The following is a 13,326-nucleotide window of genomic DNA, read 5'->3' on the forward strand; positions in this document are numbered from 1 at the left end:
TTTTATTGTTTTGTTTCAAATTTTTCAATCAGCATATTTTGAAGTTCATTGAAATCACAAGCAGGGATTTCAGAGCAGATATGTTGCAATCCAATCAATAAGGAATAATGGATAGTAGCTATTTTATGCGCATATTCCATATCATAGCCACAATCTTGGATTAACTTTGTCAAATAGTCTAATCTCAATTTATCTACTTGTGCAACATATTGCTGTACAATATCATTTGTATAACTCCACCCTCTAATTCGTCCCTCACATTTGTATTCAGAAGAAGCAGACATTTGAGATAAGGTATGTAACTTCTCTTTTGAACTCCCTAATTTTTCTACTTTTTCAATAAATGCAAGTGTATTCTCTTTTACCCAAAAAGCCATAAGAGCATCTATATACCCGTCTATATTTTTGAAATGATGATAAAACGCTCCTTTTGTAATTCCCAAGAGATTACATAAGTTGTCTATTGTGATTTTTGTAACCCCACTGTTTTTTATAATTTGAAGCCCAATAATAAACCATTGTTTTTTCTCTACTTTCTTCATATTGCTGTTTTTTTACAATACCATACTATATGGTATGCAAATATATGAACGAAATCTTGATTAAGCAAACAGCCCTATTATTTTATGAAGAAAATTAGTGCAAGGTGCAAGTATATATCTATATATAGCTTGCACCTTGCACTAACCGTAGGACATTTATTTTCAACAATTTGCATAATTGAAAATAAAGTAGTATCTTTGAACCGAAGATAAAGGCAGACACAATCCTGACAAGGGAAGTCAAATGTTCTTTGAAAAAAGTGCCTAATTCGTACCTCCTTAAAGATTGAGGTACGCTAAAATATTGATTTTAAGACTTGTGATCCGCATGGTTCAAGACCCAAGCGGATCACAGAAACGCTGGACAGTAAATGTACAACTCCTACAATATCAGGGTATTGTAGGAGTTTTTCTTTGTATAATGTCTGTGCCCTAAGACATGAAAAGGTCTCAAAAAGACACACTTTCGTGACCAATTCGTGACTTGTCCACCCTCTAAGATTTTAGGTCACGGGATGTCCCAAATCGGCGGTTTGTTGTCTTGATTTGTCCGTACTGCAAATATCTCATTTTCAGTTTGTCAATTTAAGTTTGTAACTAAAAAAAGAGATTATGAGAAGTACTTTTAAGCTACTCTATTTCGTCAAACGGAATGCCGTAAAGAAGGACGGCAACGCACCGATTATCGCGCGTATCACTATCGACCAAGTATTTCCGGCTTCTTGGACTTAAAGAATGATATTTCATCTTCCTTAGTGGGGAAAACATAAGTTCGTAATTGATTTCTTAAATCATTCAATACGTCTTGTAACTGATGCGCCATTGAAAGAGAAGTAGGAATAATATCGTAGCCGTAGAGGTCAATTTCATCTATTTATTAGAACTAATATTGGGGAAAGGTTCTCTTTCATCTGCAAATTCTTTTGTAAGTCATCCACCTTGCTAAAATCAACAGCAAGGTGGATTCTCAGTTATTACAAGTAATCTTCTCGTTGAGGGGTGAACACATCAACAACTTCACCACCTTCAATAACTTCGAACGAATGGGGCGTGTTTCCAGGAATAGCATAGCTATCGCCTGGATGAAGCAATATATCAATATTTTTTTCCGGTATTTCCACTTTCAATCGGTATTCCCCTGAAATGACATAGCCGCATTGCTCATGCGGGTGTTGATGTGTTGTGGCGAAATTGCCTTTTACATAATTCATCTTGGTTACCATTGACTTTTCACCAATTGCCAAAGAATCCAATGAAACACCTTTAAATACTTTTTTCAAGGCATCTTTTTTGTGTACTACAATTTTTGTCTTTATCATCTTTCTACTTTTTAGATTAATTGTTTTTTCGTTATCTGTTTTCAATATGTTTTCATTAAAAGGATACTTACATAAATTAGCTACACTCAAAACGAATAATCTACTAAGCATAAATATTGTGATTTATATTGTCAGCTCCATTTGAATATTACCTCTTTCATAAGCAGGATGATATTCAGAAAGTTCTTTGAATCCTATCTTTTTGTATATATGGATAGCAGGTTTTAACAGTGTGTTGCTTTCAAGGAATAATTTCTTGGCTCCGAGTTCTTTTGCCTTATTTACAGCAGCTTTACATAACAGAATACCAATACCTTTCCCTTGTGCTTTTGGGCTGACAGCAAGTTTTGCCAATTCGTAATCAAATATTAAATCATCCATTTTGCAGAGAGCACATACGCCAACTGGTTCGTTTTTGTAAGTCGCAACAAAAATATATCCACCTTTATCAATAATATTTTGTTGGGGATAATCGAGATATTCCAAATCATGTGCTTCTAAACGCCAATGGGCAGTTATCCAATTCTCATTCAACGATTTGAATATAGCTTGAAAACTTGGGTTATAAGGAACTATCTGTATATCATGGCTTTCTCTTGCCTTTTTCGCTTCTTTCACCCGTTGAAATAAACTTTTCTCAGAGAGTAATTCTTCCCATTCTTCAATAGCTCTCCATAAATCATTACGTGTTTCTTTTGATATATTCTCGATTGCTGTTGCTACATCAGAGCATTGCGTAGATAAAATATCTGCCATTTCTTTTCCTTTATCAGACAGAACAATAACATTTCTTCTTTTGTCTGTTTTGTCTGTTATTTCTTTTATTAGCCCCTTCGCATCCATTTCTTTTACAATATTACTTACTGACGGGTGAGTATGGCCTATTTCTTTGGCAATACCCGTTATCGTCTTAGCTTCTCCATCGGATAATACAAAAAAAACGGGAAACCATTTAGGCTTTATTTCCACACCATACAATTGATAAATTTGAGATGCGTCAGCCGTAACTTTATCGGTAAGCATACGTAATCTGCTACCAATGGCCATTTTACCTGTTTTTTCAAAAAACTCCATATTATATATTATTAAAAACGTAATTGATTACACAAAAATATAAAACAAACTTTTATCTGCAAAAGAAGTACAGAAAATATTTTCTTTCTTGGCAAGTAATAAGTTTATTCTGAGAATTTATGCCTACAAATTTTTAGTGTAAGGTGCAAGTATATATCTATATATAGCTTGCACCTTGCACTAACCTTAGAATGTTTATTTTAACGGTTTGCAGAATTCAAAAATAATGCGTACGTTCGAACCCAAGATGTTGGCAGGCAGACACCGGACAAGAGCAAATAGTTTTTCAGGACTAAAGTGTGACGGATGCAAAGCCAAAATTTCTGAAAGTACTGATATTGAGGAAGAAATAACGTTTGGTTCATAATCCAAGCGGATCACTGGAACGCTGGACAGAAACGGACAGTAAATGTACGATTCCTACAATGTCTGGGTATTGTAGGAGTTTTTCTTTGTATAATGTCTGTGCTCCAAGATGCGAAAGGGTCATAAAAAGGGGGTGACGTAAAAATCAGAGGGCTTCATTGCTTACGCATAAATTGGGGGCGGTCTGAACAGAAAGGCCGCCTTGTCCTTTTCTTTTCTGAACTGAGAAGGGAAACTCTTTATTTTAGCACTGCAAGATTCGGACGCAGCGTTTGTAGAACGTTTTTCAAAGAGGTGTATGGTTTCCAAATGATGTGTCCGTACGGATTTGGCCCCGCCTTCCAAAAGCAAGGAAGCCGGATTTGTTCGCTTCATCATACTATCTTGCCGGTCTTGTCAAAGCCGTATCCTTATGTTTGTACTGGTGGTAAATCACCCCAAGCCTCATTGGACAAGGGCTGTCTCCCTGCTTCGGGGACGTCTGCGCCCGGAGGGTTCCAACAGGACGGAAGTAACAGTTCTTACACCAGCATCTTTTATGATTGCAATGATACATCCCGGACTTAGCGAAAGTAGGGAAATAATATAGTGTAATATATTGTAGGTAAATAAAAAATAATTTAGTAAATTTAGAGCTTTTAAAGATAGATAAAGGGGAAGGACAAAATTGGGAGTCGTATAGTGTAAGGTATATATACTCAAATCTAAAAACAAAGCCTGATGAAACATTTTGTTAGAAACGGAATTTGGCCGTCTATGGCGTTATTAGCATTTATAGGATGCAAAGGAGAAAAGAAAAGCGCATCACAAGAGTTGCCCAATGTTATATTTATTTATGCTGATGATATTGGATATGGTGATTTTAGTTGTAATGGATATGCTACGGTAGAAACTCCGAATGTGGATCGTTTAGCGAAAGATGGTATTCGTTTTACGAATGCTCATGCGACAGCTGCTACCAGTACCCCGTCACGCTATTCAATGTTAACAGGTGAATATGCCTGGAGGCGTGAAGGGACAGGGATAGCGACGGGTGATGCCGGTATGATTATACGTCCTGAACGGACAACTATAGCTGATATGTTTAAGCAGGCGGGTTATGTAACCGGTGTTGTCGGAAAGTGGCATTTAGGTTTAGGGGATAAAGCTGGTACACAAGATTGGAATGGAACAGTAACTCCAGGTCCGAAAGACATAGGTTTTGATTATTCTTATATAATGGCGGCTACAGGAGACAGGGTACCTTGCGTATGGATGCGTGATGGAAGAGTTGTAAATCTTTCTCCTGACGACCCTATTGAGGTAAGCTATACGACACCATTTCCGGGAGAACCTACTTATATGACAAATCCTGAACTTGCAACCGTGATGAGGCCCAGCCCCAATCATGGGCATAACCAGTCTATTATTAGCGGAATACCTCGTATCGGTTATATGAAGGGGGGGCATTCTGCGCGGTGGAAGGATGAGACTATAGGTGATAGTATATTGGTAAACGCGTTACAATTTATTGGGCAAAATAAGCAGCATCCCTTTTTTTTGTATTTAGGTACAAACGATATTCATGTTCCGAGAGTTCCTCATCCCCGTTTTGTTGGAAAAAGTGGATTAGGCCTGCGTGGAGATGCTATATTAGAGTTTGATTATACTGTAGGAAAAGTTTTAGATTTGTTAGATAGTCTTAATATCGCAGACAATACTTTGATTATTCTTTCGAGTGATAATGGGCCTGTGGTGGATGACGGTTATGCTGACAAGGCTTGGGAACTGTTGGGTGACCATAAACCATGGGGACCGTATAGAGGAGGAAAATATAGTTCGTTCGAAGCCGGGACTCGAGTGCCTTGTATTGTGCGTTGGCCTCAAAGAGTGGAATTCGGGGTCTCTGGGGCATTGGTGTCGCAGATTGATTGGTTTGCTTCTTTGGCTTCTCTTATCGGTATACAGTTACCTGATAGTGTGGCTCCTGACAGTCGAAATCAGATAGAGGCATGGCTTGGCAAAGACCTTAGAGGCAGAGACTATGTTATAGAACAATCGTTGAATAATAATCTTTCGGTAATATCGGCTGATGGATGGAAGTATATACAGCCCAATGGTGGCCCGGCTATTGAACAATATACTAAAATGGAATTGGGAAACAACCCGCAACCGCAGTTGTATAATATGATGAAAGACCCCGGGGAAACTGAAAATCTGGCCAAGACATATCCTGCCATATTGGAGCAGATGCAAAAGGTTATTGCTGACGAGCAGCAGAGAACGGCAGTCGTAAAATAGAGTGTTTGAAAATGATTTATGAAGTGCACTTCAAAAGTTAAAACTTGGACTTTTGGGGTGCACTTTGAATATTAGAAGTTTTATATATTCTCATTTAGTATAAAAAGTAAGATATGAGGGAGTGGATTATTTGTTTGTTATTCTTTTTACCAGGGATGTCAGTGGCACAATCGATTGTAACGGGGAGAGTATATTGGGATAAAAATCAAAATGGAAAATATGATAAGGGTGAGCCCGTCTTGAGGGGCATACCTGTATCGAATGGTGATACCATTGTGATGACCAATCGGAATGGGGAGTATTCGTTGACGGTATTTTCTGGAGAGAGTGTTTTTCCCATATTGCCGTCGGAATATACGTTGACAACTACAAATGAACAAATAGAAAATTCCCATTATGTTTATTTTCCGGCAGGAGATGTACCGGCAAAGAACAGAGTAGATTTTGCACTTTCCAGAATAGTTGTTGCTCCATCTTTTAGAGTAGCGGCAGTCGGAGACATGCAGGTAGGAAAATATTCGGAAGAAAATTATGCGGGAGCTACGATTCTCTCTGAATTGGCAGAGCGTCGAGATATAGATTTTAGCATTCATCTTGGAGATATAGTAAATGAGCCTTTTCCTTATTTAAAGAATATGTATGGTATGATGAGAGTGATACCTACTCCGTCGTGGACTGTATTAGGAAACCATGATAGGGATTTGACTCATGGGCCGGAAAAACAGGAATCTGTTTTTAATACTTATTTTGGTGCAGCAACTTATTCGTTCAATCGTGGAGGTATTCATTTCATTGTTATTAATAATATTTTTCCTGATGGACAAAGGGGGTATAATGGGGGTTATAATGATAAACAAATACGTTTCTTGAAAAATGATTTGAAATTGGTGCCCAGGCAAAATCGTATAGTGATATGCCAACATATACCTATGATGTATACAGCTCAAAAAGAACAGATTCTTGGTCTGCTGGCCGGTAGAGGTGATGTATTGGTGCTATCAGGACATACTCATCAGATAGCCCGCCATTTTATGGTTGGTGATCATGTCCGTATACATGAGTTAGGTGTCGGTGCTACTTGTGGAAGTTGGTGGGTCGGTGAACGGGATTGGATGGGAATTCCTGCTGCCATAATGCAATGTGGAAGTCCCAGGGGATACTTTACATTAGATTTTGACAGAATAGGGTATGATATTAAATTCAAAGGTGTAGGTCTTGATTCGAATCGTCAAATGGATATATGGGTAAATGGATTGGATTCTATTGATGGTAAGATACCAGGCCTGGATACGCTGAAACCGAATACGATAATAGTAAATGTGTATGGCGGATGTGATAGTACAGAAGTGAGAATTCAGCTTGATAATGGCACTTGGAATACGATGCAACATGTTTTGATGATTGCCCCTAATGTAAGCCGCATGTTGTATTGGAATAAAACCGCAGGTTATCCTACGAAATATAGCCGTCGTGCAGTTTTACGTCGACAAAAATCTCCTCATATATGGAAAATAGAATATCCAGATGCTTTAACGCCTGGTACTCATTTTGTAAAGATAAAAGCTTATGATAAATATGGCCTTGATGTGACTGGGGCTATGTCTTTTGTAAAAGAGTAGATGCAATAAGAGATAAAAGTAAAAAAATAAAAAATATTTATTTGTTGAACATTTTCATTTTTGTACTTGTATATATACATAGTAATATTATGATTGATTCTAAGCGTCTGTCGTAGGGGCTTAGAATCAATAAAAAATTGAATATATGAGTACAAAAAAAATAGTCGATTTGTTAGGAGATGAGGCTAGTCATTATCTCGATTATACGTGTAAAACCATTGATAAATCTCTTCTTCATCTACCATCGCCTGATGTCGTTGACAAGGTCTGGGTACAATCAGACAGGAATACTCCGACATTGAATAATTTCCAGATTTTGCTTAATCATGGTCGATTAGCAGGCACAGGGTATCTTTCTATATTACCAGTAGACCAAGGTATAGAGCATACTGCGGGGGCGTCATTTGCTCCTAATCCACTATATTTTGATCCGGAGAATATAATTCGTTTGGCCGTTGAGGGAGGGTGTAATGCTGTGGCTTCAACATTTGGCGTTTTAGGTTCTGTAGCGAGAAAGTATGCTCATAAAATACCTTTTATTGTAAAGCTTAATCATAATGAACTGTTAAGTTATCCCAATACTTACAATCAGATAATGTTTGGTTCAGTAAAAGAGGCTTGGAATATGGGGGCCGTGGCAGTTGGGGCGACAATATATTTTGGGTCAGAAGAAAGTCACCGCCAAATAATAGAGGTGGCCGAAGCATTCGAATATGCTCATGAGTTAGGTATGGTTACGATTTTGTGGTGTTATTTACGGAATGAAGCATTTAAGAAAGATGATGTGGATTACCATGCTTCTGCAGATTTGACCGGGCAGGCCAACCATTTGGGAGTGACTATTAAAGCTGATATTGTGAAACAAAAATTACCGGTTAATAATGGCGGATTTGTGAATCTTGGTTTCGGAAAGAGCGATAAGCGCATGTATACAGAACTGTCGTCAGTACATCCAATAGATATGTGCCGTTATCAAATTGTGAATGGGTACATGGGGCGTGTTGGTCTTATAAACTCAGGAGGCGAATCTTTGGGTGCGTCTGATATGAAAGACGCTGTGGTGACTGCCGTTGTAAACAAACGGGCCGGTGGTATGGGACTTATCAGTGGCCGTAAGGCATTCCAACGTCCGATGAAAGAAGGTATAGAACTGCTGAATACTATTCAAGATGTATATCTTGATAAGGATATTACGATAGCATAGAAAAAGTGAAGGAGAATTATTCCCTCTCAAAAAGAATAGTCAAAATATTCTTTTGGGGAGGGGATGGTTTGTAATAGTAAGATTGAAAAAGGATAATGATATTTTTATGGACAGTGTCTAAAAAGGAACTATCCACAATTTTGTGTGTTTATTGATGATAAAAAAGGTGTGTTAAACAACACACCTGAAAATGCGGGATTACTATTATCCGTTAATTTCGTTTTTTATGATTTCTTCTTCAATTATTTCTTCGGCATGATACGTGTTTTTATCCGGTATCCTTAATAATTTATTTATTTGATGGCGTTTATCGAGATCCTTGAAGTAGGTTTCGATTACTTTATATAAATCGAATCCGTCGGTAGAACCGGCTGCTATGCCTAATCTGTCTATCATTTTTTCTATAGCTTTATGAATTTCACTTGTTTCTATCAGGTGAAGTTCGTTGCTATGTATCAACCAATTTTCTTCCATAATGGTTTGTTTTTATAGTTATCTTATAAAGATAACCATCATTGAGGAAAGAAAGTTCAATGGATTAGATAACTAACCATTATTTAATAAAAATGAAAAACCAGGAAAATGTCCTGGTTTTTGTTTTATATGTTTATTTTTCGGAATTGACCGTAAATTTTAGTGGAAATTCTTTCAATGCATCTTTCAAATCTTCCAGGAAACTATGAACATCTTCGGGGGTTGTGTCGAAAGAAGTTACTAAACGCATTTCGTCAGTAATTTCGTTCCAGATATAGAATACATATTTTTGTTGTAATTTTTCTATTACTTTCCGAGGCATACACATCAATACGATATTGGCTTCCACTTTTTGAGAAAACTCGACGTCGCATATTTCTCGTATTCCTTTTACCAATAATTGGGCCATGTTGTTAGCGTGTAAAGCATTTTTTCGCCATAATTCATTGGTCAAATACGGAAGGAATTGGCAGGAAGTATATCTCATTTTAGAATATAATTGTCCAGATTGTTTCCGTATGTATTTCATGTTCTCAGAAAGTTCCGGCCGGAATGAGATTACCGCTTCTCCTAACATCATTCCGTTTTTCGTACCTCCAAAACTAAGGATGTCGACGTCGCAATCGGCTGTCAATTCTTTGAGTGTTACGCCCAAATAAGCAGCAGCATTTGCCAGACGAGCTCCGTCAACGTGTAAGTACATACCGTATTTGTGTATCAGGTCAGCAATAGCTTTTATTTCTTTGGGTGTGTATACAGTCCCGTATTCAGTGCATTCTGATATATATACGACCTTCGGCTGAGATTGATGTACGGCCCCGAAACCTACCAGTTTTTCACGAATTAGTTCAGGAGTTAATTTCCCGTCACGAGTTACAATTTCTTTTATCTGGCATCCTGTTTGGAATACAGGGGCTCCGCATTCGTCCATGAATATATGGGCCGATTCTGCGGCAATAATAGAATTGAATGTACGAGTGCAAGCTCTTAAAGCTACTGAGTTGGCTCCTGTACCGTTAAAAACAAAATAGGGGTCGGCTTTGGAACCGAATACTTCTTTGATAAGTGTTACAGCTCTGTTGGTCCATTCATCTTCGCCATATCCCATTGCGTGATCTTTATTGGCATCTTCAATAGCCTTTAAAACCAAAGGATGTATTCCGGAGTTATTGTCACTGGCAAAACTTCTCATGTCGATTTTTTTCTTGTATAATCAGGTTTATTTTAAATCCATTGCAAAGATATAGCTAATGACGCAAAGAAAATTGTATTTTTATGAAAAATTTTGGTATAACTTCGATATTTTAGCAAGCCAATATTTTAATGGTAATTTTTAGAAATTGTTTTTGACAAAAGGTTTTAAAGTAGGTACTAATTTGTTTATAATTTTGCTGGTTCCGGTTTCATTAGGATGTGTACCGTCTGAAAAGTCACTTTCGGAAAGCCATCCTGTAGTATCGATGAAATGTATTTTTTCATCTCCCATTGAGTTTAGCCGTCTTACGGCAGAAGATAGGGCATTTTCATAAATTCCCTTGAAAGGACGCATTACGAATATCTCGGCATCGTTGAATTTTTGTCGTATTTTGTAAATCATATTGCGACTATTTAGAGAAACAACTTCTTCCGGTGCTTGCCCACATTCATCATTTGTCCCTAAAAAGATAAATACAATATCGGGGGTGTAACTGAAATTCCAGGGAATTACAGGGCGCTCGTGTATATGGTTATAATTTTTTAGATTGAAATAAAGGGAATCCATACCGATTTTGGTATCAAGGCAACCATATCCGGAGGAGAGTGAGAGCCCGCTGAAAGAAATTTGAGTATGGTCGCAGCCCAGAAGTTCGGCAGTCTGCCAGGCATAGTTTACGGTAGGTGTATTATCCGAGCCTCCGAAAGCTGTGATGGAATCGCCGATATATTCGATCAGTAGCTTTTTGTCGGGGGGATAAGTTACGGCGTTTTTGTCGAGGACGAGACCTTCGAATTCAACTTCATAGTTTTGCCCTGCCGAGCCTACTAATAAAGTATGAGTTCCTTCTGATAGGGTAGTTGTATTCAAGAGTGTAATTCCAGACTGGCCTACTACAGCTCGGGGAGTTTCTCCGTCAATACTGACAACTAAGGAAGTGTTTGAACGCAATTTTATTCCAATAGACTTTCCTGTAAAGTTGACTCTTAAATAAGCTCCTGTCCAGTAACTGTGAAATACTGTATTATCACTTTTATCCCACCGTCCTACATATAAGATATTTTTATCGGTGATGCTTCCATCTCCTGGAGTTTTTATTTCTGGGGTGTTGGTATCTTCGGGTGTTTCTGGGATAATGGCATTTTCCGGAGATATTACAGGTGCGGATGAACAGCTGTTGGTTGTGAAGAAGAATAGGATGGCAAGAAAATAAAGGATAGGTCTGTGGCAGTGAATCCTTGATAAGAATTTTTCTGTATTTTTCATTTTATAGCATTTAGATTGTTTGGGACAAAGCTAAATGCTATAAGTGAGTATAATGGGCTTGAGTGTAACAAAAAAGGTTCGATATGTATCATTTCCTTTATAAACTATATAACCAGCTGATTTCTTTAGCCCATATATCTTCGTTTGGCGTTTCTAAAATAAGAGGAATATTGTCGAATCTGCTGTCTTGCATTAATAGTCTGAATAGTGTCGTACCCAATTCTCCTTTGCCTAAACTTTCATGGCGGTCAATATGTGACCCTACACCTTTTTTAGAATCGTTGAGGTGCATTGCTCTGAGATATTTGAATCCGATAATTTCATCAAATTCCCGAAACGTTTTTTCAAACCCCTCAGCTGTAGCAATATCATATCCTCCGGCAAATGTATGGCATGTATCTATACATACGCCTACACGGCTTTTATCTTCAACACGATTAATAATGTAGGCAAGATGCTCGAATTTGTATCCTATATTTGAACCTTGTCCGGCAGTATTTTCGATGACAGCTGTTACTCCATAGGTTTTATCCAATGTCAAATTTATTGATTCTGCTACACGATTTAAGCACTCTTCCACTGAAATTTGTTTTAAATGACTACCTGGGTGGAAATTGAGCATTTGTAATCCAAGTTGTTCGCATCGTTGCATTTCATCAAGGAAGGCTTCTCTTGATTTTTTTAAAGCTTCATTTTCGGGATGTCCTAAATTGATTAGGTAGCTGTCATGGGGTAATATATGTTGAGGTGAAAAGTTCAGTGATTGGCATCGTTGTTTAAATAATTCGATACTATTAGCTGAGAGTGGAGACGATTTCCATTGTCGCTGATTTTTTGTAAATAGAGCAAATGCTCTGGCTCCGATTTTCTGGGCATTTTCCGGAGCATTCTCTACTCCTCCGGATGTACTTACGTGTGCTCCTATATATTTCATATAGTTCGTTTTTAGCTGATATTTGTACAAATATAGTGATTATTGTGTTTTTTGTTGTGCATTCTTCAAGAAGTTTTATTTGTAGGGAAAAGATATTTATGATAGAAAAAGGAAAAAGAAGTGTTATATTTTTGATGTTTGAGGAAAATGAAAATAATGATATTCATAACATATTTTTTGTATCGGATAATTTCTGTTATTTTTGTTTGATAAAAAGTGAGTATGCTGAGTAAAAATAAAATAAAATATATACAGTCGTTATCTCAGAAAAAAAATCGGATGGCTACAGGGTGTTTTCTTGCTGAAGGTAATAAATTGGTAGGAGATACTTTATCTGCTTTTCATTGTGAGTTGTTGGTCGCTACAGAAGAGTGGTTGGCTGCTCACGCCGGGGCCGAGGCTGACGAGATACTTATTGCCGGGCAGGAAGAGATTGAGCGGGCTTCATTGCTGCGTTCACCGCAGTCGGTTATGGCTGTGTACCGTATGCCAGATAGGCATATGGACTATAATCTCGTATCCACGTCGTTGTCGCTTGTTTTGGATACGATACAGGATCCTGGAAATTTGGGGACGATCATTCGTCTGGCAGATTGGTTTGGCATTGAAAATGTTTTTTGTTCACCTGAGTGTGTTGATGTTTATAATCCGAAGACCGTGCAGGCTACTATGGGAGCATTGGCACGTGTAAAAGTTTTTTATTTACCTTTAGTCGAGTTATTTGGGCAGTTTTCAAAATTGCCCGTATATGGTACGTTTCTTGACGGGGAAAATATATATGAACAGGAATTGACGCAGAATGGATTTGTACTCATGGGTAATGAGGGGAACGGTATCTCGTCGTCATTGGAAAAATATATAAGTAAACGGCTATATTTGCCTAATTATCCTCCTTTCCGGCAGACTACAGAGTCTTTGAATGTTGCGGTAGCGACAGCTATCGTTTGTGCTGAATTCCGGAGAAGGTCGATTGGGAAATAAATGATTGAAAATATATTTTCTTAGAATTTGTTTTTAAGTTTTCGATAGAAGGAATTTTTTGCTACGGAGTAT

General features: G+C 37.8%; 14 protein-coding genes. 6 read left to right on the forward strand and 8 right to left on the reverse strand.

Going from position 1 to position 13,326, the window contains the following annotated elements; all coding sequences use genetic code 11:
• Nucleotides 1–2: 2 nt before the first annotated feature.
• From BN2628_RS01265 to BN2628_RS01275, 3 genes are all read right to left on the reverse strand, one after another.
• The gene (locus BN2628_RS01265; RefSeq protein ID WP_055095693.1) at nucleotides 3–542 is read right to left on the reverse strand and encodes a TetR/AcrR family transcriptional regulator; all 540 of its coding nucleotides are present in this window, start codon (nucleotides 540–542) and stop codon (nucleotides 3–5) included.
• A 974-nt stretch (nucleotides 543–1,516) separates the two neighbouring features.
• Nucleotides 1,517–1,972: a cupin domain-containing protein gene (locus BN2628_RS01270; RefSeq protein WP_074023889.1), complete on the reverse strand. Its 456-nt coding sequence runs from the start codon at nucleotides 1,970–1,972 to the stop codon at nucleotides 1,517–1,519.
• A gap of 12 nt (nucleotides 1,973–1,984) precedes the next feature.
• A complete protein-coding gene (locus tag BN2628_RS01275) occupies nucleotides 1,985–2,935 on the reverse strand; it encodes a bifunctional helix-turn-helix transcriptional regulator/GNAT family N-acetyltransferase (RefSeq protein ID WP_044229087.1) in 951 nt (316 codons plus the stop codon).
• Between the two features lie 226 nt (nucleotides 2,936–3,161).
• Here BN2628_RS01275 and BN2628_RS17360 point away from each other — a divergent pair, with 226 nt between their 5' ends.
• Nucleotides 3,162–3,302: a hypothetical protein gene (locus BN2628_RS17360; RefSeq protein ID WP_257606334.1), complete on the forward strand. Its 141-nt coding sequence runs from the start codon at nucleotides 3,162–3,164 to the stop codon at nucleotides 3,300–3,302.
• A gap of 161 nt (nucleotides 3,303–3,463) precedes the next feature.
• On the opposite strand, the gene BN2628_RS01280 is transcribed toward BN2628_RS17360, so the two are convergent.
• A complete protein-coding gene (locus tag BN2628_RS01280) occupies nucleotides 3,464–3,679 on the reverse strand; it encodes a hypothetical protein (protein WP_044229090.1) in 216 nt (71 codons plus the stop codon).
• A gap of 34 nt (nucleotides 3,680–3,713) precedes the next feature.
• On the opposite strand from BN2628_RS01280, the gene BN2628_RS17365 reads away from it, so the two are divergent.
• The 4 genes from BN2628_RS17365 to BN2628_RS01295 all read left to right on the forward strand — a co-directional run bounded on the left by BN2628_RS17365 (nucleotide 3,714) and on the right by BN2628_RS01295 (nucleotide 8,404).
• Nucleotides 3,714–3,890: a hypothetical protein gene (locus tag BN2628_RS17365; protein ID WP_257606335.1), complete on the forward strand. Its 177-nt coding sequence runs from the start codon at nucleotides 3,714–3,716 to the stop codon at nucleotides 3,888–3,890.
• Between the two features lie 131 nt (nucleotides 3,891–4,021).
• A complete protein-coding gene (locus BN2628_RS01285) occupies nucleotides 4,022–5,581 on the forward strand; it encodes a sulfatase family protein (protein ID WP_055095697.1) in 1,560 nt (519 codons plus the stop codon).
• A 113-nt stretch (nucleotides 5,582–5,694) separates the two neighbouring features.
• The gene (locus tag BN2628_RS01290) at nucleotides 5,695–7,200 is read left to right on the forward strand and encodes a calcineurin-like phosphoesterase C-terminal domain-containing protein (RefSeq protein ID WP_074023890.1); all 1,506 of its coding nucleotides are present in this window, start codon (nucleotides 5,695–5,697) and stop codon (nucleotides 7,198–7,200) included.
• Nucleotides 7,201–7,345: 145 nt separating this feature from the next.
• The gene (locus tag BN2628_RS01295; protein WP_055095701.1) at nucleotides 7,346–8,404 is read left to right on the forward strand and encodes a class I fructose-bisphosphate aldolase; all 1,059 of its coding nucleotides are present in this window, start codon (nucleotides 7,346–7,348) and stop codon (nucleotides 8,402–8,404) included.
• 204 nt (nucleotides 8,405–8,608) lie between these two features.
• On the opposite strand, the gene BN2628_RS01300 is transcribed toward BN2628_RS01295, so the two are convergent.
• The 4 genes from BN2628_RS01300 to nfo form a co-directional block, all read right to left on the reverse strand.
• Nucleotides 8,609–8,878, reverse strand: coding sequence for a hypothetical protein (locus BN2628_RS01300; protein WP_021929473.1), 270 nt, complete (start codon nucleotides 8,876–8,878; stop codon nucleotides 8,609–8,611).
• A gap of 133 nt (nucleotides 8,879–9,011) precedes the next feature.
• On the reverse strand, nucleotides 9,012–10,070 hold the full coding sequence (locus BN2628_RS01305; RefSeq protein ID WP_055095703.1) for a threonine aldolase family protein: 1,059 nt from the start codon (nucleotides 10,068–10,070) through the stop codon (nucleotides 9,012–9,014).
• Nucleotides 10,071–10,211: 141 nt separating this feature from the next.
• Nucleotides 10,212–11,339 carry an SGNH/GDSL hydrolase family protein gene (locus tag BN2628_RS01310; RefSeq protein ID WP_052431533.1) on the reverse strand — a complete coding sequence of 376 codons (1,128 nt, stop codon included), beginning with the start codon at nucleotides 11,337–11,339 and terminating at the stop codon, nucleotides 10,212–10,214.
• Between the two features lie 97 nt (nucleotides 11,340–11,436).
• Nucleotides 11,437–12,273: a deoxyribonuclease IV gene (gene nfo, locus BN2628_RS01315; protein WP_055095704.1), complete on the reverse strand. Its 837-nt coding sequence runs from the start codon at nucleotides 12,271–12,273 to the stop codon at nucleotides 11,437–11,439.
• 222 nt (nucleotides 12,274–12,495) lie between these two features.
• Between nfo and BN2628_RS01320 the strand changes: the two genes are divergently transcribed.
• Complete coding sequence (locus BN2628_RS01320; RefSeq protein WP_021929469.1) at nucleotides 12,496–13,254, forward strand: RNA methyltransferase; 759 nt, start codon at nucleotides 12,496–12,498, stop codon at nucleotides 13,252–13,254.
• Nucleotides 13,255–13,326: the final 72 nt, after the last annotated feature.

Source organism: Gabonia massiliensis (assembly GCF_001403595.1).
GTDB classification, from domain to species: Bacteria; Bacteroidota; Bacteroidia; order Bacteroidales; family Coprobacteraceae; genus Coprobacter; species Coprobacter secundus.